General features: G+C 66.8%; 22 protein-coding genes. 2 read left to right on the forward strand and 20 right to left on the reverse strand.

Translation table 11 applies throughout. From position 1 onward, the window contains the following. Positions 1-60 precede the first annotated feature (60 nt). Positions 61-462 carry an acyl-CoA thioesterase gene (locus tag FOB72_RS12550; RefSeq protein WP_150372815.1) on the forward strand — a complete coding sequence of 134 codons (402 nt, stop codon included), beginning with the start codon at positions 61-63 and terminating at the stop codon, positions 460-462. A 50-nt stretch (positions 463-512) separates the two neighbouring features. Here FOB72_RS12550 and FOB72_RS12555 read toward each other — a convergent pair whose 3' ends face one another. The 6 genes from FOB72_RS12555 to clsB all read right to left on the reverse strand — a co-directional run bounded on the left by FOB72_RS12555 (position 513) and on the right by clsB (position 8,982). Then, positions 513-1,289: an enoyl-CoA hydratase gene (locus tag FOB72_RS12555; RefSeq protein ID WP_150372816.1), complete on the reverse strand. Its 777-nt coding sequence runs from the start codon at positions 1,287-1,289 to the stop codon at positions 513-515. Positions 1,290-1,302: 13 nt separating this feature from the next. Then, entirely contained in the window at positions 1,303-2,502 is a 1,200-nt protein-coding gene (locus FOB72_RS12560; protein ID WP_150372817.1) for an acetyl-CoA C-acyltransferase, read from the reverse strand. Between the two features lie 20 nt (positions 2,503-2,522). Then, the gene (locus tag FOB72_RS12565; RefSeq protein WP_150372818.1) at positions 2,523-4,955 is read right to left on the reverse strand and encodes a 3-hydroxyacyl-CoA dehydrogenase/enoyl-CoA hydratase family protein; all 2,433 of its coding nucleotides are present in this window, start codon (positions 4,953-4,955) and stop codon (positions 2,523-2,525) included. Positions 4,956-5,017: 62 nt separating this feature from the next. Further along, a complete protein-coding gene (locus tag FOB72_RS12570; protein WP_150372819.1) occupies positions 5,018-6,805 on the reverse strand; it encodes an acyl-CoA dehydrogenase C-terminal domain-containing protein in 1,788 nt (595 codons plus the stop codon). A 76-nt stretch (positions 6,806-6,881) separates the two neighbouring features. Continuing rightward, positions 6,882-7,472, reverse strand: a complete 591-nt coding sequence (locus tag FOB72_RS12575) for a TetR/AcrR family transcriptional regulator (protein WP_109582102.1) — start codon at positions 7,470-7,472, stop codon at positions 6,882-6,884. A gap of 187 nt (positions 7,473-7,659) precedes the next feature. Then, positions 7,660-8,982, reverse strand: a complete 1,323-nt coding sequence (gene clsB, locus FOB72_RS12580) for a cardiolipin synthase ClsB (protein ID WP_223851322.1) — start codon at positions 8,980-8,982, stop codon at positions 7,660-7,662. 93 nt (positions 8,983-9,075) lie between these two features. Here clsB and mobB point away from each other — a divergent pair, with 93 nt between their 5' ends. Continuing rightward, positions 9,076-9,579: a molybdopterin-guanine dinucleotide biosynthesis protein B gene (gene mobB, locus FOB72_RS12585; RefSeq protein WP_150372821.1), complete on the forward strand. Its 504-nt coding sequence runs from the start codon at positions 9,076-9,078 to the stop codon at positions 9,577-9,579. A gap of 3 nt (positions 9,580-9,582) precedes the next feature. On the opposite strand, the gene FOB72_RS12590 is transcribed toward mobB, so the two are convergent. The 14 genes from FOB72_RS12590 to FOB72_RS12655 all read right to left on the reverse strand — a co-directional run bounded on the left by FOB72_RS12590 (position 9,583) and on the right by FOB72_RS12655 (position 23,848). Next, on the reverse strand, positions 9,583-10,341 hold the full coding sequence (locus FOB72_RS12590) for an endonuclease/exonuclease/phosphatase family protein (RefSeq protein WP_191002148.1): 759 nt from the start codon (positions 10,339-10,341) through the stop codon (positions 9,583-9,585). Beyond that, positions 10,338-10,823, reverse strand: a complete 486-nt coding sequence (nudB, locus tag FOB72_RS12595; protein WP_150372822.1) for a dihydroneopterin triphosphate diphosphatase — start codon at positions 10,821-10,823, stop codon at positions 10,338-10,340. Before nudB ends, FOB72_RS12590 begins: the two co-directional genes overlap by 4 nt. Before the next feature lie 53 nt (positions 10,824-10,876). Next, complete coding sequence (locus tag FOB72_RS12600) at positions 10,877-11,845, reverse strand: hypothetical protein (protein WP_223851323.1); 969 nt, start codon at positions 11,843-11,845, stop codon at positions 10,877-10,879. Between the two features lie 177 nt (positions 11,846-12,022). Then, a complete protein-coding gene (gene aspS / locus FOB72_RS12605; RefSeq protein WP_150372823.1) occupies positions 12,023-13,828 on the reverse strand; it encodes an aspartate--tRNA ligase in 1,806 nt (601 codons plus the stop codon). Between the two features lie 47 nt (positions 13,829-13,875). Further along, positions 13,876-14,637: a DUF502 domain-containing protein gene (locus FOB72_RS12610; RefSeq protein WP_150372824.1), complete on the reverse strand. Its 762-nt coding sequence runs from the start codon at positions 14,635-14,637 to the stop codon at positions 13,876-13,878. Between the two features lie 11 nt (positions 14,638-14,648). Beyond that, positions 14,649-15,011 (reverse strand): FmdB family zinc ribbon protein, encoded by a 363-nt coding sequence (locus FOB72_RS12615; RefSeq protein WP_150372825.1) that lies wholly within the window; start codon positions 15,009-15,011, stop codon positions 14,649-14,651. Positions 15,012-15,135: 124 nt separating this feature from the next. Beyond that, positions 15,136-16,572 carry a sodium:solute symporter family protein gene (locus FOB72_RS12620; RefSeq protein WP_150372826.1) on the reverse strand — a complete coding sequence of 479 codons (1,437 nt, stop codon included), beginning with the start codon at positions 16,570-16,572 and terminating at the stop codon, positions 15,136-15,138. A 65-nt stretch (positions 16,573-16,637) separates the two neighbouring features. Beyond that, positions 16,638-18,218 (reverse strand): ubiquinone biosynthesis regulatory protein kinase UbiB, encoded by a 1,581-nt coding sequence (gene ubiB / locus FOB72_RS12625; RefSeq protein ID WP_150372827.1) that lies wholly within the window; start codon positions 18,216-18,218, stop codon positions 16,638-16,640. Between the two features lie 79 nt (positions 18,219-18,297). Continuing rightward, positions 18,298-18,957, reverse strand: a complete 660-nt coding sequence (locus FOB72_RS12630; RefSeq protein WP_150372828.1) for an SCP2 domain-containing protein — start codon at positions 18,955-18,957, stop codon at positions 18,298-18,300. Positions 18,958-19,057: 100 nt separating this feature from the next. After that, positions 19,058-20,056: a Tim44 domain-containing protein gene (locus tag FOB72_RS12635; protein WP_150372829.1), complete on the reverse strand. Its 999-nt coding sequence runs from the start codon at positions 20,054-20,056 to the stop codon at positions 19,058-19,060. 84 nt (positions 20,057-20,140) lie between these two features. Further along, positions 20,141-20,872 carry a bifunctional demethylmenaquinone methyltransferase/2-methoxy-6-polyprenyl-1,4-benzoquinol methylase UbiE gene (ubiE, locus tag FOB72_RS12640; protein WP_150372830.1) on the reverse strand — a complete coding sequence of 244 codons (732 nt, stop codon included), beginning with the start codon at positions 20,870-20,872 and terminating at the stop codon, positions 20,141-20,143. A 19-nt stretch (positions 20,873-20,891) separates the two neighbouring features. Further along, positions 20,892-21,308 (reverse strand): gamma-butyrobetaine hydroxylase-like domain-containing protein, encoded by a 417-nt coding sequence (locus FOB72_RS12645; protein WP_150373889.1) that lies wholly within the window; start codon positions 21,306-21,308, stop codon positions 20,892-20,894. An 8-nt stretch (positions 21,309-21,316) separates the two neighbouring features. Continuing rightward, entirely contained in the window at positions 21,317-23,251 is a 1,935-nt protein-coding gene (locus tag FOB72_RS12650; RefSeq protein WP_150372831.1) for an ABC transporter ATP-binding protein/permease, read from the reverse strand. A gap of 138 nt (positions 23,252-23,389) precedes the next feature. Continuing rightward, the gene (locus FOB72_RS12655) at positions 23,390-23,848 is read right to left on the reverse strand and encodes an HIT family protein (RefSeq protein WP_150372832.1); all 459 of its coding nucleotides are present in this window, start codon (positions 23,846-23,848) and stop codon (positions 23,390-23,392) included. Positions 23,849-23,863: the final 15 nt, after the last annotated feature.

The following is a 23,863-nucleotide window of genomic DNA, read 5'->3' on the forward strand; positions in this document are numbered from 1 at the left end:
CATCCGAACCTTCATCGGTCCCTTCACCGATCCCTTCATCCGTATCTTCAACACCGCCTCATGACCCAGCTCGCTCCCCTGTCCACCCTCCCCGAAGGCAAGAACCCCGCCTTGCGCGTGGTCCCGATGCCCGCCGACGCCAACGTGCATGGCGATGTTTTCGGAGGCTGGATCATGGCGCAGGTCGATATCGCCGGGTCGATTCCGGCCGTGGAGCGCGCGCAGGGCCGCGTGGCCACCGTCGCGGTGAACTCGTTCCTGTTCAAGAACCCGGTATTTGTCGGCGACCTCGTGAGTTTCTATGCCGATATCGTGAAGACGGGCCGCACCTCGATCACGGTGTCCGTCGAGGTCTATGCGCAACGCATGCGCCACAGCAATGCGATCGTCAAGGTCACCGAAGCCACGCTCACCTATGTGGCGACCGACGAGAACCGGCTGCCGCGCGAATTGCCGGTATGAAAATGGGGGCTTGCGCCCCCATACCCTGCTTGCCTGTCCCCCGGCCTCCGTTACTGGAACTTCGAGAAATCCGGTTTGCGCTTCTCGAAGAACGCCGTAAAGGCCTCCTTCGCCTCCGGTGCCGCCAGCATGCGGGCAAACACGCCGGCCTCTTCGGCCATCTGGCGCTTCACCGCCGCGGCCTCGCCACCCTTCATCAGCCGCTTGGTCTCGCGCAGCGACGATGCCGGCAGCGCGGCGAGCTTGGCCGCCTGCCGCCGCACGTGCGCATCGAGTTCCGCCACGGGCAGCACCTTCGTCACGAGTCCGATCTCGAACGCTTCCTGCGCGCTGAACGGCTCGCCCAGCAACAGTTTCTCGGCGGCACGCTGATAACCGACCAGCCGCGGCAGCAGCAGGCTCGACGCCGCCTCCGGGCATAACCCCAGCTGCGTGAACGGCAGCGTGAGCTTGGCGGTATCCGAGGCATAGACGAGATCGCAGTGCAGCAGCAGCGTCGTGCCGATGCCGACCGCCGCCCCGCTTACCGAAGCGACCACCGGTTTGCCCGCCTCGGCGATCGCATGCAGGAACTGGAACACCGGCGCCGGTGCCCCGCCCTCGCCGGACGTGGGCGGGCGCTTCATGAAATCTTCGAGGTCGTTGCCGGCCGTAAAGATCTCCGGCTTGCCCTCGATGACGATCACGCGCACCGCGCTGTCCGCCTCGGCCGACCGCAAGGCATCGGCCAGCGTCTGGTACATCGCCGCCGTGATCGCGTTCTTCCGGTCGAGGCGATCGAAGGTGAGGGTCAGAATCCCGTTGTCGATCCGTGTGGCGATGCTCATGGTGGCTCCCCTCTCAAACGCGTTCGAAGATACCCGCGGCGCCCATGCCCGTGCCGACGCACATGGTCACCATGCCGTACTTGAGGTTGTGGCGGCGCAGCGCGTGCACGACGGTCGCCGAGCGGATCGCGCCCGTCGCGCCGAGCGGATGGCCCAGCGCGATCGCGCCGCCCATGCGGTTGACCTTCGACGCGTCGAGTTCCAGGTCGCGGATCACGGCCAGCGACTGCGCGGCGAATGCCTCGTTGAGTTCGATCCAGTCGATCTGGTCCTGCGACAGCCCCGCCGCCTTCAGCGCCGCGGGAATCGCCACCTTCGGGCCGATGCCCATGATCTCCGGCGGCACGCCGCGCACTGCGAACGACACGAAGCGCGCGAGCGGCACGAGGTTGAACTGCTTGAGGATCTTCTCCGAGACCAGGATCAGCGCGCCCGCGCCATCGGACGTCTGCGAGCTGTTGCCGGCGGTCACGCTGCCCTTGTTCGCGAAGACGGCACGCAGCTTGCCGAGGCCTTCCATCGACGTATCGGGACGCGGACCTTCGTCGAGCGCGAGCGTGCGCGTCTTGACGCTGACCTGACCCGAAGCCAGATCCGGAAACTTCTCGACGATCTCGATCGGCGTGATCTCGTCGGCGAACTCGCCGGCCTGCTGCGCGGCCATCGCCTTCTGGTGCGAGGCGAGCGCGAACGCATCCTGGTCCTCGCGGCTGACCTTCCACTGGTTCGCCACCTTCTCGGCCGTCAGGCCCATGCCGTACGCGATGCCCACGTTCTCGTCGCGCAGGAAGATCGACGGCGACATCGACGGCGAGTTGCCCATCATCGGCACCATGCTCATCGACTCGGTGCCCGCCGCGATCATCACGTCGGACTCGCCCACGCGAATACGGTCGGCCGCCATCGCCACGGCGGACAGGCCCGATGCGCAGAAGCGGTTCACGGTGATGCCGCCGACGGTGTTCGGCAGGCCCGACAGCAGCGCGCCGATACGCGCGACGTTGAGGCCCTGCTGCGCCTCGGGAATCGCGCAGCCGACAATCGCGTCTTCGATCAGCGCCGGGTCCAGCGACGGCACCTGCGCCACGGCGGCCTTCAGCACGGTAGCGAGCAGATCGTCGGGGCGCGTGTTCTTGAACGCGCCCTTGGGCGCCTTGCCGATCGGCGAGCGGGTGGCCGCGACGATGTAAGCGTCTTGCAGTTGTTTCATGATGTCGGTTCCTCGCTTGCCTGTTAGTTACGCACCGGCTTGCCGGTCTGCAGCATGCCCATGATGCGTTCCTGCGTCTTGCCGGTGCCGAGCAGGTCGACGAATGCCTTGCGCTCGAGCGCGAGCAGCCAGTCCTCGCTGACCAGCGAGCCGGCTTCCACGTCGCCGCCGCACACCACCTCGGCGATACGGCTCGCGATCAGATAGTCGTGCGCGGAGATGAAGTTGCCGTCGCGCATGTTGACGAGCGAAGCCTGGATGGTCGCGATACCGGAACGCCCGGCCACCGGCACGAGCGCGCCCGGCAGCGGCGAACGATAGCCAGCCTCGGCCAGCGCGCGCACCTCGCTCTGCGCCACGTGCAGCAGTTCGTGCACGTTGAACACGATCGGGTCTGTCGCCTGCACGTAGCCGATCTTGCGCGCGTCGAGCGCCGACGTGGACACCCTGGCCATCGCGGCGGCCTGAAACCGGCCAGTGATGAAGTTCAGGTAGTTCGTGCTGCCGGCCGCATCGGCCGCGCGCGCGGCCGCCAGCACGGCCTCCTTGAGGCCGCCGCCCGCGGGCACGAGGCCCACGCCGACTTCGACGAGGCCGATATACGATTCCATCGCCACCACGCGCCGCGCGGCGTGCAGCATCAGTTCGCAACCGCCGCCGAGCGCGATGCCCGACACGGCCGTTACCACGGGCACCGCCGCGTACTTGACGCGCATCATGCCGTCCTGGAACTTCTTTACGAACGGCTCGATGCCCTTGGCGCCGCCCATCATGAAGGCCGGCATCGCGGCTTCGAGGTTCGCGCCCGCGGAGAACGGGCCGCCCGGATTGCCGAGCTGCAGCGACGTCGGCTGCCAGATCACGAGGCCCTTGTAGCCCGCTTCGGCGAGGTCGATGGCGCGCGTGAGGCCGTCGATGACGTCGGGGCCCATCGTGTTCATCTTGCTCTTGTAGGAGACGATCAGCACGTCATCGGCACCATCGCTGGTCCAGATGCGCACCGCGTCGTTCTCTTCGACGGTCTTGCCCGCCTTGCGCGGGTCGGCGGCGTCGGTGCCGCGCAGCGACGCGCGGAACGCCTGCCGTGCATACACGGGCAGCCGCGGGCGCGCGACGAACGCGTTCGTCGCCGGCGACCACGAACCGTTCGGCGTGTGCACGCCCTGCGCCTCGGCCACGGGACCGCTGAACACCCACGCGGGCAGCGCGGCATTGGCCAGCGCCTTGCCGCCGTCGATGTCTTCCTTCACCCATTCGGCCACCTGCTTCCAGCCGGCCGCCTGCCAGTCCTCGAACGGACCGGTATTCCAGCCGAAGCCCCAGCGAATGGCGAGGTCCACGTCCGCGGCCGAACCCGCGATCTGGTCGAGATACACGGCGATGTACTGGAACACGTCGCGGAACACGGCCCAGAGGAACTGCGCCTGCGGATTGGTCGATTCGCGCAGCAGCTTGATGCGCTCGCCGGGCTCCTTCTTGAGGATGCGCGCGACGATCTCGTCGGCCTTCTTCCCCGACTCGACATACTGGCCGGTCTTCGCGTCCAGGACCTTGATGGCCTTGCCTTCCTTCCGGTAGAAGCCCGCGCCGGTCTTCTGGCCGAGCGCGCCCGCATCGACGAGGCCCTTGAGCACGGCCGGCGTCTGGTACACGGGCGCGAACGGGTCGTCGCGCAGGTTGTCCTGCATCGTCTTGATGACGTGCGCCATCGTGTCGAGGCCCACCACGTCGGCCGTGCGGAACGTCGCCGACTTCGCGCGGCCGAGCTTCGAACCGGTCAGGTCATCGACCACGTCGAACGGAATGCCGTACTTCTCGGCCTCGGCGAACACCGCGAGGATCGAGAAAATACCCACGCGGTTCGCGATGAAGTTCGGTGTGTCCTTCGCGCGCACCACGCCCTTGCCGAGCGTGGTCGTCAGGAACGCCTCCAGGCGGTCGAGGATCTCGGGCTGCGTGCTCGCGGTGGGAATCAGCTCCACCAGATGCATGTAGCGCGGCGGGTTGAAGAAGTGCACGCCGCAGAAGCGGGACTTGAGGCCGGTATCGTCACCGAGGCCATCGGCCAGCGCGCCGATCGACAGGCCCGACGAATTGGTCGCGAAGATCGCGCCCGGTGCAATGTACGGCGCGACCTTCCTGTACAGGTCGTGCTTCCAGTCCATGCGCTCGGCAATGGCCTCGATCACGAGGTCGCACTCCTTGAGCAGCGCGATATCGTCCTCGTAATTGGCGGGGCGGATCAGGCCGGCTTCGTCCTTGATGCCGAGCGGCGCCGGCGACAGCTTCTTGAGGTTCTCGATCGCACGCAGCGCGATACCGTTCTTGGGACCTTCCTTGGCCGGCAGGTCGAACAGCACCACGGGCACGCGCGCGTTGACGAGGTGCGCGGCGATCTGCGCGCCCATGACGCCGGCGCCCAGCACGGCGACCTTCTTGACGATGAAATTGGACATGCGCGCTCCAGTATTCGGTGAGCGTTGATGAGAGGGTTCGGGGGCGAGCGCCCCCGGAACGATCAGAACAGGTCGGCGTCGAGTGCCATCAGCGTGGCCGCGCCGGCGCGGGCCTTGCGGATCTCGGCGGCGGTCTCGGGCTGCAGCTTCGCGAAGTAGAAGCGCGCGGTAGCCAGCTTGGACGTGTAGAACTTGTCGCCGCTGCCCTGCTTCTCCAGCGCGATCTTGGCCATGCGCGCCCAGAAATACGAGAACACGAGGTGGCCCACCACGCGGAGATACGGCACCGCGGCAGCGCCGACTTCATCGGCATTGCCCATCGCCTTCATGCCGATTTCCATCGTGAGCTTCTGCACCTTGTCGCCAAGGTCGGCCAGCGGGTTGACGAACTCCTGCATCGCCTCGTTCGTGCCTTCCTGCTCGACGAACGCCTGCACTTCCTTGCCGAAGGCCTTGAGCTTGGCGCCCATGTCGCCGAGGATCTTGCGGCCCAGCAGGTCGAGCGCCTGGATCGTGTTCGTGCCTTCGTAGATCATGTTGATCCGCGCATCGCGCACGTACTGCTCCATGCCCCACTCGGCGATATAGCCGTGGCCGCCGAATACCTGCATGCCCTCGTTGGTCGAGGTGAATGCGTTGTCGGTCAGAAAGGCCTTGATCACGGGCGTGAGCAGCGCGACGAGGTCGGCCGATTGCTTGCGCACCGACTCGTCCGGATGCGACAGCTCGCGGTCGATCTGCAGCGCGGTCCAGTACGCGAACGCGCGGCCGCCTTCGGCGTAGGCCTTCTGCGTCAGCAGCATGCGGCGCACGTCGGGATGCACGATGATCGGGTCGGCCGCCTTGTCCGGTGCCTTTACGCCCGTCAGCGAACGCATCTGCAGGCGATCCTTCGCGTAGGCCAGCGAGTTCTGGTACGCGACCTCGGTCAGGCCAAGGCCCTGCGCGCCCACGCCGAGGCGTGCGGCGTTCATCATCACGAACATCGCGTTGAGGCCCTTGTTCGGCTCGCCGACCATCCAGCCCTGCGCGCCGTCCAGGTTCATCACGCACGTCGCGTTGCCGTGGATGCCCATCTTGTGCTCGATGGCGCCGCACTGGATGCCGTTGCGCTCGCCGGGATTGCCGCTCGCGTCCGGCACGAACTTCGGCACCACGAACAGCGAGATGCCCTTGGTGCCCTGCGGCGCGTCCGGCAGGCGCGCGAGCACGAGGTGAATGATGTTGTCCGCAAGGTCATGCTCGCCCGCGGAGATAAAGATCTTGGTGCCCGTGATGCGATAGGAGCCGTCGGCCTGCGGCTCGGCCTTCGAGCGCAGGATGCCGAGGTCCGTGCCGCAGTGCGGCTCGGTCAGGCACATCGTGCCGGTCCATTCGCCCGAGACCAGCTTGGGCAGGTACGTCTGCTTGAGCTCGGGGGTGCCGTGCGCGTGCAGCGCCTCGTAGGCGCCATGCGACAGCCCCGGGTACATCGTCCACGCCTGGCTGGCCGAGTTCAGCATCTCGTACAGCGCGTTGTTGACGACGATCGGCAGGCCCTGGCCGCCGAACTCGGGATCGCATGCGAGCGCCGGCCATCCGGCTTCGATGTACTGCCGATAGGCCTCGCGGAAGCCCTTGGGCGCGCGCACCACGCCGTCGCCGACGTAGGTGCAGCCTTCGCGGTCGCCGCTCTGGTTGAGCGGGAACACGACGTCGGCGCAGAACTTGCCGGCTTCCTCGATGACCTGGTTGATGGTGTCCGCGTCGACGTCCGCGTGGCGCGGCATCGCCTTGAGTTCGGCTTCCACGCCGAGCAGTTCATGGAGCACGAACTGCATGTCGCGCAACGGTGCGGTGTACTGGCCCATCAAAGACTCCTTGGAGGTTCACGATGCCGCCCGCCGCCGGCTCCGCGCGACGCGGAGCCCGTTGCACCGGACGACTTCAGGTACGGTAGGACTGAATCAGCTTGTTGAGCGCAACCATGGCAAGTTCGGCACTGTCGGGCAGGCGCAGGAAGCGGGCATCGTGATGCAGCCCCAGTTCGAGGCTATACATTTCGAACAGCATCAGGCGCGGATCGCAATCCGCGCGCAGATGGCCTTCTTCCTTCGCCTGGTCGATCGCACGCAGCAGCGCGGCACGCCAGATCGTGACGCTCCTGACGAGTTCGTCGCGAACCGGGCTTTCCGCACGGTCGTCGTATTCGACGGCCCCGCTGATGTAGATGCAGCCCGTGGTCACTTCCTGGATGCGCTTCTCCATCCAGCGGCGCACCATCGACCACAGGCGCGGCAATCCGCGCGGCTCCTGCAAGGAAGGGTAGAACACCTCCTGCTCGAAACGGCGGTGGTACTCGCGCACCACTTCCACCTGCAGGTCCTCGCGCGAACCGAAATGCGCGAACACGCCGCTCTTGCTCATCTGCATGCGTTCGGCGAGCAGCCCGATGGTCAACCCCTCGAGCCCGTCGCGCGACGACAGTTCCAGTGCCGCATCGAGAATCGCCACACGCGTCATCTCACCCTTGCGCAAGGGCGCGGGTGCAGCGGCGGCGGATTCAAGACGAACTGACTGGTGGCGCATGATTTCTCTCTCCGTTCAGTGGATGGCTTTGATCTAGCGCAGTCTAAGCCAAAAAAGAACGGTCGTTCAGATTATTCGGGCGAGCCGCGTCGGCATCAAGTACTTAATTAGACCTTGGTTTCTAAACGGCGGGCAATCAGTAGCGCCCCGTCACGCCCGCGATCACGACGCCCAGACGCAGGACGAAATACGCGGCCCAGTTGGCAAAACGCCGCACGCGCGGCAGCCGCGCATGGACTTCCGGCGCGATGCGCGCACTCCGCTGCGCCATGGCGCGCTCGAGGTGCGCGCGCAGATCGGTGGCAAAGGCGCGGTCGTACACCGACACGTTGGCCTCGCGCGCGAGCAGGAGGCTGAAGGGGTCCATGTTGCTCGACCCGACTGTGGCCCAGCTTTCGTCGACGACGGCCACCTTCGCGTGCAGGAAGCTCGCCTCGTACTCGTAGATCTCCACGCCGGCCGCGAGCAGCGTGGCATACAGCGCGTGCGTGGCGTAATGCTGGAGCCGGTACTCGACCACCCCCTGCAGCAGCAGCCGCACGCGCACGCCGCGCTTGCGGCATGCCAGCAGCGCGCGGCGCATCTTGTGGCCGGGCAGGAAGTACGCATTGGCGATGATCACGTCGTGGCGCGCGGCACCGAGCGCGTACAGGTACTCGCGTTCGATCGTGCGGCGATTGCGCAGGTTGTCGCGCAACAGCAACGCCGCGGGCACGCCGTCGGGCTGCATGTCGCGCGGCGGACCATCGGCGGCGGCCGTCAGCGCCTCCATCTCCTGCAGCGCGCGCGCGGCGTCCCGCATGCCGTGGCGCTGCGCGATGCGAAACCACAGCCGCGCCGCCGCCAGCGCGATCTGCGTGACCAGCGGCCCACGTACGCGCACGGTGAAGTCGTAACGCGGACCGAGTTCGGGCAGATCGAGCGGACCGTGGTTATGGTCGCTGATGATATTGATACCGCCGACAAACCCGACCGAATCGGGCAACTGCGCATCGATCACCGCGATCTTGCGATGGAGCCGGCGCAGATGGCGCCGGGCCAGCCGGAAGCCGCGCATCGGCCGGTAGATCTCGAGCTGGACGCCGCCCTCGCGCAGGCGCGCCGCGAGCGCCGCGGGCAGGTCGCCGGCGCCGAAGCCATCGACCACGAGCCGCACGTCCAGGCCCCGGCCGGCCGCGCGGATCAGGGCATCGCCCACGGCCGCGCCGACATCGTCGTCGGCATAGATATACGTCTCCACGACCACGCTCGCGGTGGCCGCGTCGATCGCCTCGATCAACGCGGGAAAGAAGGCCTCGCCGTTGCGCAGCAGATCGACGCGGTTGCCGGGCACCGTGCGGCCGCTGCGGGCGGCCCATCGCAGCACCCCCGCGCGGCGCTCGAGTGGACGGTAGGGGCGCGACGGCGCCTGGTCGGGATGGTGCGGTGCAGTATCCGCGCGATCGAATATCCGTGACATGCCTCGATTATCGGCGAACCGGCGCGACAAGCACATCGGTGCGCCTTCTCTGCTATCGTCCGGTTCATTCTGACGCTTGATTGGGAACGGATCGTGAAGGTCTTCGGTATCGCCGGCACATCGGGCAGCGGCAAGACGACGCTGCTGGAACAGCTGATTCCGCGCTTCGTCACGGCGGGCATGCGCGTGGCCGGCATCAAGCACACCCACCACGGCTTCGATCCCGACACGCCGGGCAAGGATTCCTGGCGCATGCGCGCATCGGGCTGCGAGAACGTGGTGCTGGTCGGCGCGCGCCACCTGACGCTGATGCGCAACTATCCGGCCGAGCGCGCCTCGCCCGAGATCGCCGAGGCGCTGGCCGTGCTGCCGGCCGGGACCGACCTCGTGCTCGTGGAAGGCTACAAGTGGAGCGACTTCCCGAAGCTCGAGGTCTTCCGTCCGGCCACGGGCAACGTGCCGCTGTGGGGAGAGGTGCCGGGCGTGGTGGCCGTGGCCACCGACGACCCCGATCATGTCCGCGCGCGCACGCCGCTGCCGATTCTCGACCTCAACGACGTCGACGCCGTCTTCCGCTGGATCCGCGACTACCGGTAACCGCTAGGCCTCGGGAATGGCCACGCGCCGCGCGAGTTCGGCGACGAGCGGCACATGGTCGGACCGCTGCGCCCAGTCGCGGCCCGTCAGCGCCAGCGAACGCTCGATGTCGAATCCGCGCACGTAGATGCGGTCCAGCTGCCACCACGGCATATGGCTCGGAAACGTATGCAGGCGTCCGGTCTTGGCCTGCGCGGACTCCATGCAGTTCAGCGTGTTGCAGATCTGCGCGTCGAGGCGATGGTTCCAGTCGTTGAAATCGCCCGCGATGACGAGCGGCGCATCGGCCGGCACCACGCTGCGCACGCGCTCGACCAGCGCCTTGGCCTGCCGCACGCGGCTGCGCGCGAAGAGGCCGAAATGCACGCAGATCAGATGCGCCTCGATGCCATTGATATCGGCGACCGCGTGCAGCAGCCCGCGCTGCTCGAAGCGATGGTCGGAGACGTCGAGGTTCTCCGACATCAGGATCGGATGGCGCGACAGGATCGCGTTGCCGTGATGCCCATGGTCGTACACCGCGTTGCGGCCATAGACCGAATGCGGATAGGCGTCGGTGGCGAGGTAGTTGAGCTGCGTGTGGTCGGGGTCGAACAGCTCCGCCGCGATCAGCCGATCGTTGCGGTCCTGCACTTCCTGCAGGAACACGATGTCCGCATCCATCGACTGCAGGCCCGTGCGGACGCTCTGGATGCGCGGTTTGCCCGAAAAGCCGGTCACGCCCTTGTGGATGTTGTAGGTGACCACGCGCAACTTCATCATGCCACTCCGGGTATGGGCTGGGGGCCCGCGGCGGGCACGCCGGCCACGCGCCACGCGAGCTGGCGCACGGCTTCGGCATTGCTGCGCGAAAAACATCGCTCGGCCGCGGCCTCCCAATGCAGCCATTCATGGCGCGTATGCTCGCGCGGCGCGAGCGTCACCGGCACCGGATACGGCACGCAAAGACCGAACCAGTGCTCGGTATTGCGGACGACGCCGGGCGCATAGCGGTGACGCCACTGCGGATAGATTTCGTAGTCGATCGTGTGATGCCAGTCTGTAAGCGTGTGCTCACTGGCAATAATGCCGGTTTCCTCGGCGACTTCGCGCGCGGCCGTGAGCGCCAGCGGCTCGTCCGTGGCATCGAGGCTGCCGGTTACCGACTGCCAGAAGCCGGGCCGGTCGGCACGCTCGATCAACAGCACTTGGAGGTCTGGCGTATAAATGACGACCAGCACCGATTCGGGAATCTTGTAGGGCATGGAGGCGGAATGCGGAACAGACCCAAGCATAACGCAGCCATCCGCGGTCGGTATCAGACAGCGCTGTGAGAAGTGGGCTCCGTTGTCCTACCCGCGACGGGCTCCGGCGCCACGGCGGGCTGCCGGGGCTCCCCACCCGACTGCGGCGCATTGTGGAGCCACGTGTCGAACACTTCGGGCGAATCCCCATGGCCCCACGACGCGCGCAGCTGCTGCATCAGCGGCGCGAGGCACTGCGTGTAGCGCTGGGCGGCCACGTGTGCGTGCGCGGCCAGCGCGTCCGCGCTTTCCCGCATCTGCGCCTCGATCGCGGCGCGTTCCTCGCCGATCTCCTTCTCGCGAAGGCCGAGCGCGTTGTACTTCTGGATCAGGAAACGCTGGTAATCGCCAGCGTCCGCGCCCTGCACGCCCTGCGCGTTGACCTGCTCGAAACGCATGACGATGCTGCCCGTCTCGCGCTCCACGTGCGCGGCCTCGGCCACGAGCGCCTGTGCCGCGTCCTGCAGCCGCAACGCCTCGCGGCGGTGGGTCTGCAGGCGCGAGGCTTCATCCTCGAATATGCGCTGGGCGGTCAGGTACGCCTGCACCAACGGCTGCGGTGCCACGACCAGCAGCGGATCCGCACCGCCCGCGCCGCGGCCGCTCATCAGCGCATCCTCGGGCACCCGCAGGTTGCCCATGTCCTCGAGCCAGCGTCCGCGCGCCATCACGGTGGCGACGGTATCGAGCGCGAGCTTGCGCAGCGCGTCGGCGCGCTGCGTTGCAACAGGCGTCCCCTCCGGCGTACCGGTCTCGGCATCGGCCAGCGGCCGCGCCGACTGGGCCGCGTGCGCGATCTCCGGCACGCAGGCGGCCACCGTGGTCGCCACGGATTCCGACATGGCCTGCGCGGAGCGCCGCACCGCGCGGCGCAGCTCGAAGCGCGCCAGCAGCATCATCAGCAGGCCGGCCACGAGCCAGGTCAGGATCGTTTCCGCATGCGCCAGCAGGAACTGGCGGATCTGTTCGACATCAAGGTTCACGACTATGTCCTCCCGCGTCGCGGCGGTCTTCGTCGTGGACCGGCATCGCGCGCTTCCTTCGGAAGACATTGTTCCCGGCCCCATCGTTCCGGAACGTAACAAATGGAAACGCATTGTTGTGGGGGCAACAAAAAAGCCGCGTGGAGACGCGGCTTTTTTGTGGTTTCGCGGAAGACGTCAGGCCGTCTTCGGCTCCTGCGTGCGCAGGCGGATATGGAGTTCGCGCAGTTGCTTCTCGTCGACGCTGCTCGGGGCCTGCGTCAGCAGATCCTGGGCACGCTGCGTCTTCGGGAAGGCGATCACGTCGCGGATGGAATCGGCGCCGGCCATCATCGTCACGATGCGGTCCAGGCCGAAGGCCAGGCCACCGTGCGGCGGTGCGCCATATTGCAGCGCATCGAGCAGGTAGCCGAACTTGGCACGCGCTTCTTCCTCGTTGATCTTGAGCGCGCGGAACACCTTGCTCTGCACGTCCTCGCGATAGATCCGCACCGAGCCGCCGCCCATTTCCCAGCCGTTCAACACCATGTCGTAGGCCTTGGCGATGCACTTGCCCGGATCCGTTTCCAGATACTGCAGGTGCTCGTCCTTCGGGCTCGTGAACGGGTGGTGCATGGCCACCCAGCGCGCGTCTTCCTCGTCGTACTCGAACATCGGGAAGTCGATCACCCACAGCGGCTTCCACACGTCCTCGAACAGGCCCGTGCTCTTGCCGAATTCCGAATGGCCGATCTTCAGGCGCAGCGCGCCGATCGAGTCGTTGACGATCTTGGCCTTGTCCGCGCCGAAGAAGATGATGTCGCCATCCTTCGCTTCCGTGCGCTTGAGGATCTCGGCGATCGCGGCGTCGTGCAGGTTCTTGACGATCGGCGACTGCAGGCCGTCACGGCCCTTGGCCACTTCGTTCACCTTGATCCAGGCGAGGCCCTTGGCACCGTAGATGCCCACGAACTGCGTGTACGCGTCGATCTCGCCGCGCGAAATCGCGCCGCCGCCCGGCACGCGCAGGCCGACCACGCGGCCGCTGTCGCTGTTGGCCGGACCCGAGAACACCTTGAAGTCCACGTCCTTCATCACGTCGGTCAGCTCGGTGAATTCGAGCTTCACGCGCAGGTCGGGCTTGTCCGAACCGAAGCGGGCCATCGCCTCGCGGAACTCCATGACCGGGAAGGTCGCGTCGAGGTCAACGTCGATCGCGTTCTTGAACACCGTGCGCATCATGTCCTCGAACAGGTCGCGAATCTCCTGCTCGGTGAGGAACGACGTTTCGCAGTCGATCTGCGTGAATTCGGGCTGGCGGTCGGCGCGCAGGTCCTCGTCGCGGAAGCACTTGGTGATCTGGTAGTAACGGTCGAAGCCCGAGACCATCAGCATCTGCTTGAAGATCTGCGGCGACTGCGGCAGCGCGAAGAAGTGGCCCGGGTTCACGCGGGACGGCACGAGGTAGTCGCGCGCGCCTTCGGGCGTGCTCTTGCCGAGCATCGGCGTCTCGATGTCGATGAAGCCCTGCGCGTCCAGATACTTGCGCACTTCCATCGCCACCTTGTAGCGCAGGCGCAGGTTGTACTGCATCTGCGGACGGCGCAGGTCCAGCACGCGGTGCGTGAGGCGCGTGGTTTCCGACAGGTTGTCGTCGTCGAGCTGGAACGGCGGCGTGACCGACGGGTTCAGCACGCTCAGCTCGTGGCACAGCACTTCGATCTTGCCCGAGGTCAGGTTCGCGTTCTCGGTGCCGGCCGGGCGCGGACGCACCTTGCCGGTCACGCGGATGCAGAACTCGTTGCGGATTTCCTCGGCCACCTTGAACATCTCGGGGCGGTCCGGATCGCACACCACCTGCACCAGGCCCTCGCGGTCGCGAAGGTCGATGAAGATCACGCCGCCATGGTCGCGGCGGCGCTGCACCCAGCCAGTGAGGGCCACTTCCTGGCCCGTCAGTTGTTCGGTCACCAGACCGCAGTAGTGAGTACGCATGGAGGACATAGGAAAAATTCCGGGTTGCGCGCGGGCGCTGTGCGGCCCGCTCGAATTCAATGAGTATCGGTGGGATCGGCGGCAGTGACCGCTTCGGCGTCGCCGGCGGCCGCGCTCGTCACGGCAGCGGCTGCCACGGCGGCCGTGACCGCCACGGCTTCCTCGGCCACGGCGGCGCGTTCGTCCTGCTCGCTCTTGCGCGGCAGGTCGATCGGGGCCACCACGCCCATCGAGACAATGTACTTGAGCGCGGCATCGACGGTCATGTCGAGCTCGATCGTATCGGCCTTGGGCATCATGAGGAAGAAGCCCGAGGTCGGATTCGGCGTGGTCGGCACGTAAACGCTCACGTACTCGCCCTGAAGGTGATTCTGCACGTCTCCGCCGGGCCGTCCGGTCAGAAACGCGATGGTCCAGGAGCCCTCGCGCGGATACTGCACGAGCAGCGCCTTGCGGAACGCGTTGCCCGACGAGGACAGCAGCGTGTCGGACACCTGCTTCACGCTGGTATAGATGGGGCCGACCACCGGAATGCGGCCCAGCAGCATTTCCCACCAGCGCACGAGGCGCTGGCCGATGAAGTTATGCGTGGCCACGCCCACGAGCAGGATGAACAGCAGCGTGAGGATCGCGCCCAGACCCGGAATGCGGCGGCCGAACAGGTTCTCCGGCTGCCACGACAGCGGCAGCAGGGCCATGCTCTGATCCATCGTGCCGATGATCAGGTTCAGCACCCAGAGCGTGATGCCGAGCGGCACCAGCACGAGCAGCCCGGTCAGAAACCAGGTCTTGAAGGCGGAGGTCTTCTTGGTGGCCACGATGGTCCCGGTCAGGTGGCGGTGCCGCCGGACGACGCCGCCGGTTTCGCGCCACCGCTGTCGCCGCCCGAGGACGAGGACGACGGCGTGGAGGAGGCGGCGGACGACCCGGCGGAGGACGAGGCAGCGGACGTGTCCGATGCCGGCGCGCCCGACGAACCCGAAGCGGGCGCGCTGGCGCCGCCGCTACCGCCGCGGAAGTCGGTCACGTACCAGCCGGAGCCCTTGAGCTGGAACCCGGCCGCGGTCAGTTGTTTCTTGAAGCTGCCGGCCGTGCCGCAGGACGGGCAGTCCGTGAGCGGCGCATCGCTCATTTTTTGCAGCACATCGCGCCCGTGGCCGCAGGCTTCGCAACGGTAGGCATAGATCGGCATGGTCGTTCTTTCGCGAGAAAACTGAAAATCAGCGGAACAAAACCTCGGATTATAAACCGTGGCTGGGTATTGGCCGCGAGGAAAAGCCGGTAAACACGAGCGTTATCCCGCGATCGACAAAAAGTTATGCGGTGTGCACTTTCTCGACGCGCGGATGGTCGACGATCCACTGCGGCAACAGCGAGCCGAACACCATCCCGCCGAGGGAGAACATCAGGCCCACGAGTTGCGGCGGCACTGCGGCATCGGCGAACGCGACCTCGCACACGATCCACGACACGAGCCCGAGCAGAATGGACGCCAGGCCGCCCTGGCGGGTGGCAGGCTTCCAGAACAGGCCGAAGGCCAGCGGCACGAACGAGGACACCAGCGTGACCTTGTAGGCGTTCTCGACCATATGGAAGATGGACAGGTGCGAGTTCAGCGCGAACAGCGTCACCAGCGTCGTGAACACCAGCACCACGGCCTGCATCACGCGCAGGAACTTGCGGTCGTCCAGATGGCGGAAGTACGGGCGAAGGATGTTCTCCGCGAACGTGACCGACGGCGCCAGCAGCGTGGCCGAGGCGCAGCTCTTGATCGCGGACAGCAGCGCGCCGAAGAACATGACCTGCGCGAACAGCGGCGCGTGGTTCAGGATCAGCTGCGGCAGGATCAGCTGCGAATCGGTGTCGATGTACTTCTGCACCATCGCGGGGTCGATCAGCGTGGCCGAGTAGGCCAGGAACATCGGGATGAACGCGAAGCAGAAGTACAGCACGCCGCCGAGCACCGACGCGTGGCCCGCGATCTTCTCGGTGCGGGACGAGGTCACGCGCTGGAACACGTCCTGCTGCGGAATCGACCCGAGCATCATGGTGAACAGCGCCGCGGCAAACCCGATGATCTGGAGCAGGTCCAGCGACGGCAGGAATTCGAACTTGCCGGCCGCGGCCGCGTGGGACACCACGGTCATCACGCCGCCGGCCTGGCTGCTGACTTCCATGCCGATATAGAGCATGCCCACCACGATGATGATCATCTGGAGGAAGTCCGTCACCGCCACCGCCCACATGCCGCCGAACAGCGTGTACACGAGCACGCTGGCCGCGCCGATCATCATGCCGGCTTCCTGCGACAGCGCGCCGTCGGACACCGTGAAGAAGACCAGGCCCAGGGCCTTGATCTGCGCCGCCACCCAGCCCAGGTACGACACCACGATGCACAGCGTGGTCAGTACCTCGGCCACGCGGCCGTACCGGTTGTGATAGTAGTCGCCGATCGTCAGCAGGTTCATCCGGTACAGCGGCCGGGCGAAGAACAGACCGACGAGGATCAGGCACAGCGAGGAGCCGAATGGGTCGGAGACGACGCCCGATAACCCTTCGCGCAGGAAGACGGCCGGAATGCCGAGCACCGTTTCGGAGCCGAACCACGTCGCGAAGACCGTCGCGGTGACGATATAGAACGGGAGGCTGCGGCCGGCGACCGCGAAGTCCTTGGTGTTGCGGACGCGCAGCGCCGCCCACAGGCCAATACCGACCGAAATGACCCAATAGATGATGACGAACCAGATCAGCATGCCGGTGCCGTAGCCGATTTGAAAACGCGGATTATAACGGCATGGCCCGCGGGATCAGCGCGGTTTTATCCGAGGTGCCCGCCCCAGGACAAAATCTGCATGATCACCACGCCGGCCATGAAGCCGCCCACGAGCATCAGCGCGGCGGCGAAGATGCGGTTGGTGCGGCGCTGCTCGGCCACGAGCATGGCCAGCAGCTTCTCCGTTTCGCCATTGTTGTGCAACGCGCGGCGTTCCAGGAACTGATGCGCGAGGCGCGGGAAGTCCGGCAGCATCTTGGCCCACTGCGGCGCTTCCACCTTGATGCGCTCCCAGGCGCCCTGCCAGCCCACCTGCTCGTGCATCCACCGTTCGAGGAACGGCTTGGCGGTTTTCCACAGGTCGAGGTCGGGGTCGAGCTGGCGGCCGAGGCCCTCGATATTGAGCAGCGTCTTCTGCAGCAGGACCAGCTGCGGCTGGATCTCCACGTTGAAGCGCCGCGAGGTCTGGAACAGCCGCATCAGCACGAGGCCCAGCGAGATCTGGTGCAGCGGCTTGTCGAAGTACGGCTCGCAGCACGCGCGCACCGCGCTTTCCAGTTCCTCCACGCGCGTCTCGGGCGGCACCCAGCCCGACTCCACGTGCAGCAGCGCCACGCGATGGTAGTCGCGGCGGAAGAACGCGATGAAATTCTGCGCGAGGTAGTTCTTGTCGAATTCGGACAGCGCGCCGACGATGCCGAAGTCCAGCGCGATATAGCGGCCGAACGTCTCGGGTGCCACCGACACGAGGATATTGCCGGGGTGCATGTCCGCGTGGAAAAAGCCGTCGCGGAACACCTGCGTGAAGAAGATCTCCACGCCCTCCTCGGCCAGCTTGTGCATATCGACGCCGGCGGCCCGGAGCGCTTCCGTGCGCGAGATCGGAATGCCGTGCATGCGCTCCATCACGAAGACGCAGCTCGTGCACCAGTCCCAGAACACCTCGGGCACCAGCAGCAGGTTCGTGTCCTGGAAATTGCGGCGCAGCTGGCTCGCGTTGGCGGCCTCGATCATCAGGTCGAGCTCGTCGTGCAGGTACTTGTCGAACTCGGCGACCACCTCGCGCGGCTTCAGGCGACGGCCGTCGGCCCAGACGCGCTCGAGCCACGTGGCCATGTCGCGCATCAGCGCCAGATCGCTGTCGATCACGGGCAGCATGCCCGGACGCAGCACCTTCACGGCAACCTCGCGGCCATGGCTCGGGCCGCCGCGCAGCGTGGCGAAGTGCACCTGCGCGATCGACGCGCTGGCCACCGGCTGCTGCTCGAAGTTCTGGAACAGCTGCTCGAGCGGCTTGCCCAGCGAACGCTCGATGATCCCGACCGCGATCGCGGAGTCGAACGGCGGCACCTGATCCTGCAGCATCGCGAGTTCGTCGGCGATATCGGGCGGCATGAGGTCGCGCCGCGTGGACAGGACCTGGCCGAATTTCACGAAGATCGGGCCCAGCGCGGTCAGCGCGAGTCGCAGACGGACGCCGCGCGGCTGTTCCAGTTTCCGGCCGATCGTGATGACACGGACGAGGAACTTGATCTTGCGGTCGTTGAAGCCGGACAGCACGAGTTCGTCGAGACCGTAATACAGCACGACGAAGAGGATCTTGCAGAGACGCAGAAGGCGGGTCATTCGGGGGAGTGGAATCCGGAAACCGGGCCGCGCATGGCGGCAGGAAACAGCGAGTGTAGCCGACGCACGTGTCGGCGCTTCAGCGGCCCGCGCGGTCGAGCCGCTCCAGCCGCTTCTCGAGCCGGGCCAGATCGTCGCGCAGCCGCGAGACGTCGCCGCCAAACTGCTCCAGCGCCGTGTGGCGCACCAGCGTCGGCCGTTCGTCCAGCAGGTATTCGGTCACGTTATCCACGAGCGCGCGGCCCACGCGGGTCGCGCCCTCGTGCACCTGCCGGGCGCCATCGACCGCGCGCTGGGCCACGCTGTCCGCCAGCGGGCCGCCGATCGACCCGCCCAGCACGCCGCGCAGCGCGCGCGACAGGTCCTCGGCGGCATCCCAGCGCAGATGGCGGGCCAGCGTGGAGACCACGTTGGCGAATTCGGCATCGCCATCGATGCGCACATGGCGCATCGCGGCGGCCTGCCCGCCCTCGGCCACATCGGCGACGACCAGCGGCCACTGTTGCAGCGGCACGCGCAGCGTCACCGCGGGCGCATCGGCCGGCGAATCGCTATCGGGCGCCCGCTCGATGCCGCCCTGCGCCGTGACCTTGAGCGACAGCGCGAACGCCGCGGCATCGAAACGGATCGTGCGGCCCGCGAACGGCGCCAGCAGCCCGCAGGCCCACGGTTCCTGCTCGATCAGATGATTGAGGGCGGCGACGACCGGCGCGGCCAGGGGAGTAGGCAGAGCGTTCATGGCGTGCGTGAAGATGCGGAAAAAAGAAGGCCCACGCGAGCGTGGGCCTCCATTCTAAGCTACTTGCCCGCCGCATCACTTGCCGGCAGGCGGCGCGGGATCAGGCGTCCTGCTGAATGCCCGCCAGCAGCCAGCCACCGCCGTTGACCGGCTTGGCCAGGTTCCAGACCTCGGCGAACGGCTGGGCGGCTTCGCCCACGCGCTCGCGGATCATGCCCGAGAAGCGCACGCTGGCCACATGCTGCGTCGGCGTCGATTCGATGCCCAGCAGCTGGGCTTCCAGCGTGACCACGTCGGTCTTGTTGACCTCGGCGCCGCGCTCGGACAGGTCCATGCGGATCTCGGCGAACATTTCCGGCGTGGTGAATTCGCGGATATCGTCGAGGTTGCCCGCATCCCACGCGGCCTGCAGACGCACATAGTGCACCTTGGCATTGCGCAGGAAGTTCTCGGTATCGAAGTCCGCCGGCACGCCCCAGGCCTGCTGGGGGGCCGAACCGGCCGCCACACCGGCGACGGCGCCGGCGGCCCCGGCGGCGGGCTGCTCGGCCTGACGGAACGTGGGCTCCGACTGGCGAACCTCGGGCTGTGCCACCTTGGGCTGACCGAACGCCGGCTCGCGGTTACCGCCCGCGGCCCCATTGCCCATGCCCGCGAAGGCCGGCTCGCGGCGCTGCGCGCCACCGCCACGGAACTTGCGGATCAGCCAGATGGCCGCGAACGCGATCAGCGCGATGATGATCAGGTTACCGAGGAAGCCGGCCATCGCTTCGCCCAGACCGAAGTGCGAAAGCAGGTAGCCCAGGCCCAGACCGGCGGCCAGGCCGCCGAGCATGCCGCCCCAGTTGCGCTTGGGCGCGGCGGCTGCCGCGCCGCCCGCCGCGGCGCCTGCCGTGGCCGGTGCCGCCTGCTGCGCGGGCGCGCCCTGCTGCGCCGGCGGCGTCTGCGGCGCCTGCTGGCGCTGCTGCGTCACCTGCGACGATTGCTTGCCCACACTGCGCGATCCGCCAAGCCGCTTGGCTTCGGCGTCCAGCGCGACCCCTAGCGCCAGCGTCATGATCAGCGACGCGGCAAGGAACTTTCCGCGAAAAGTAGACATATGTTGTGATCCCCTGTCAGATCCGGTCATTGTTCATATAACTGAGGCCGTTGCCCCGTCTTTTCAATGACCATGCATGGCGAGTTAGTACTTTCGCCCGACGTGGAGCGCCACCACTCCGGCCGTCAGATTGAAGTATTCGACCTGTTCCAGGCCAGCTTGTTCCATTAAGCGTACAAGCGAAGCCTGGTCTGGATGCATTCTGATCGATTCGGCGAGGTAGCGATAGCTAGGGGCATCCCCTGCCACGCGCTCGCCGAGCCATGGGAGCACCTTGAACGAGTAGACATCGTAGGCCTTCTCGAGCGGTTTCCATACCTTGGAGAACTCGAGCACCATGACCTTGCCGCCCGGCTTGGTCACACGCCGCATCTCGGCGATGGCGCGGTCCTTGTGGGTCATGTTGCGGAGGCCGAACGCCACCGTCACCACATCGAAGTAGTTGTCCGGGAACGGAATCTTTTCCGCATCGCACAACGCCACCGGCGTCACCACGCCCTTGTCCAGCAGGCGGTCGCGGCCCACGCGCAGCATCGACTCGTTGATGTCGGTGAGCCAGACCTGGCCGGTCGGGCCCGCCGCCTTGGCGAACGCGCGCGCGAGGTCGCCCGTGCCGCCGGCGATGTCCAGCACCTTCTGGCCGGGCCGCACGTTGGCCTGCCCGATCGTGAACATCTTCCAGAGCCGGTGCATGCCGCCCGACATCAGGTCGTTCATCACGTCGTACTTGCTGGCCACCGAATGGAAGACGCCCGCGACCTTGCCGGCCTTCTCCGTCTCCTCGACCTTCTCAAACCCGAAGTGGGTCTCGCTCATGTTCCAGAACTCCTGCTATTCAATGATGATGGCCACAGGCGTGGCCGCCCGGCGCGGCCATCGGCGCATCGCGGTCGAGGCCGGCGGCCTCGAGGCGCTTCAGGTAATCGTTCCACACGGTGTCCTGCTGGTCGCCGAGGCGGTGCAGCAGCTCCCACGAGTAGATGCCGGTCTCGTGGCCGTCGTCGAAGCGGATCAGGATCGCGTAGTTGCCCACGGGCTCCACGGCGGAGATACCGACATCGCGCTTGCCGGTCTGCAGCGTTTCCTGCCCCGGACCGTGGCCCTGCACTTCGGCCGAGGGCGAGCAGACGCGCAGCAGTTCGAACGGCAGCCGGTAGGTGCGGCCGTTGTCGAAGCCGATTTCGAGGACGCGCGACTGCGTGTGGACCGTCAGCGCGGTGGGGTGCGGGGTATCTTTCTCTAGGCCAGCCATAGATGGGGTCATGCCTCCTGTACGACCTGATAGCTTACTCCACCCCCAATGGCTTGCCCATCCCGGGGGCCCGCACCGCTCTCGTCGCGCCCCGCGCGGTAGTCGGCCGCGCCATCGACCGGCACATAGCGCAGGCGCCGGTCGTGGAATGCCGCCACCGTGCTGCGGTGCGCGATGCTGACGATGGCCGCGTCAGGCAGCGTATCCACCATCAGGCGGTACATCGCACTTTCGGTCTCCTCGTCGAGCGCGCTCGTGGCCTCGTCCAGGAACAGGTAATCGGGTTTCTGCAGCAGCGCGCGCGCGAAGGCGAGGCGCTGCTGTTCGCCCGGCGACAGCCGCAGCGACCAGTTGTCGAACGTGTCCAGGTGGTCGGCCAGCATGGCCAGCCGCGCGTCGCGCAGCACGCGGCGCAGCGTCTCGCGGTCGTGGACGGTGCCCGCATCGGGGTACGAGAGCGCGTCCGCGAGCGTGCCGATGGGCAGATAGCTGCGCTGCGGCAGGAACAGCATGCGCGCGCCGGGACGCGTCACGCGGCCGCTGCCGTAGGGCCAGATGCCCGCGAGCGCGCGGAACAGCACGCTCTTGCCGCAGCCGGACGGCCCGCTCACGAGCCAGCGCTCGCCGCGGCCGATGGTCAGCGAGAACGGCGCCACGAGCGGGCGCTCGGGCGGGTGCGACACCGGACCGATGCCTTCCTCGTCGACGCTGACGCCGCCGCGCACGGGCAGCGCGAGCGCAAGCTGGTCCACCGTCATGGCATCGCCCTGCCCGTCCACGACCTCGATGTCCTGGCGGCCGTGCGGGCCGGCCTCCTCGCGCTCGGCCAGCCGGATCGCGTCCTGGAAATCGATCAGACGGTTGGCGGCGGCCTTCCAGCCGACCAGCGTCGCGTAACTATCGACGAACCACGACAGCGCGCCCTGCACCTGGCCGAACGCGGAACCGATCTGCATCAGGCCGCCGAGCGTGAGCTTGTTGGCGAAGTAGCGCGGCGCCGCGACGAGGATCGGGAAGATGATCGCGAACTGCGCATAGCCCGACGTCACGAACGTCAGGCGCCGCGTATAGCGCATCAGTTGATTCCAGTTCGCGCGAATGCGCTCGAAACGCGCGCGCAGCCCGGCCTGCTCGGTCGGCTCGCCCTTGTACAGCGCCACGGGCTCGCTGTTCTCGCGCAGGCGCACGAGCATGAAACGGAAGTTTGCTTCGTACTGTTCCTGCTGGAACGACAGGCCGATCAGCGGGCGGCCGACGAAGTGCGCGATCACCGAGCCGATCACCGCGTATCCGACCGCGAACCAGACCATGTAGCCGGGAATCTCGACCGGCGTGCCGCCGAGCGCGAGCGTGATCGGACCCGAGACGGCCCACAGGATGCCGACGAACGAGATCAGCGTGACCACGGAGTTCAGCAGGCCCATCGACAGCGTCAGCGCGCCGTCGGTGAACTGGCGCAGGTCGTCGGCGATACGCTGGTCGGGGTTGTCGGTCGAATGCGTCTGCTCGATGCGGTAGTACGCCTGATGCCCGAGCCATCGCTCCATGAACGTGCCCGTCATCCATGTCCGCCACCGCATCTGCAGCATCATCTGGTAGTACTGCCGCGAGATCGCCAGCACGATGAAGCAGCCGGCGATCCACGAGAATCGCACCAGCAGCGTCTTGAACGAGACGAAGTCACGCTGCTCCAGCGCGTTGTAGAACACGCGGTTCCACTCGTTGAGCAGCACGTTGATATAGACGATGGCCAGGTTCAGCGCGACGACCAGTGCCAGCAGGCCCAGGCCCGCCTTGCGGTCCTCGGACTTCCAGTACGGCTTGATGAGTTCCCAGGTGGCCGCGAGCCGCAGCCGGCTCTGGTTCCTGAGGGCCTGGACGGGAACGGCCGGACCCGGCACGGTGGCCGAGGAGGGCGTGACCTGTGGCGTGACGTTCGACATGAGCGGGCAAGCCTCGTTGTTGTTCGTGGAGTCGTGCGATCCGGGAGTGTGACAGCTCGCGGCCAGCAAGGTCACCTTAACCGCGATTACTTAAAATGCGCTTAATGCCGCCGCGCCCGGGGTCGCCCCCGAAAGCGGTCAGTCTTCGGCGTCGGGAATCGACAGCGCGATGCGCAGCGCGGGCAGCCGGCTGGCGAGCTCGGCCACGCGCGCGGCATCGGCCGCGCGTTGTGGCGCGGCCCAGATGGCTTCCGGGAAGTGCGTGTCCCAGCGATAGCGCGGAATGATGTGCCAGTGCAGATGCGGCACCATGTTGCCGAACGCGGCCAGGTTGACCTTGTCCGGCGTCATCACCTCGCGCACCACGCGCTCCACGCGCGCGACCAGGCGCATCAGCCATGCCTGGTCGGCGTCGTCCAGATCGGACAGCTCGGCCACGTGGTCGTTCCACACGATGCGGCAGAACCCCGGGAAGCGGTCATGCTCGACGAGGATCAGCCGGGCGCGGTCCCCCATCCAGACCAGCTCGCCGCCATCGGCTTCGCACAGGGGGCAGTTCGGCACACGGGTCTGGGCGGGAGCGTGGGAATGGGTCATGGAAGCCGGACCAGC

The organism is Cupriavidus pauculus (assembly GCF_008693385.1).
Classification (GTDB): Bacteria; Pseudomonadota; Gammaproteobacteria; order Burkholderiales; family Burkholderiaceae; genus Cupriavidus; species Cupriavidus pauculus_D.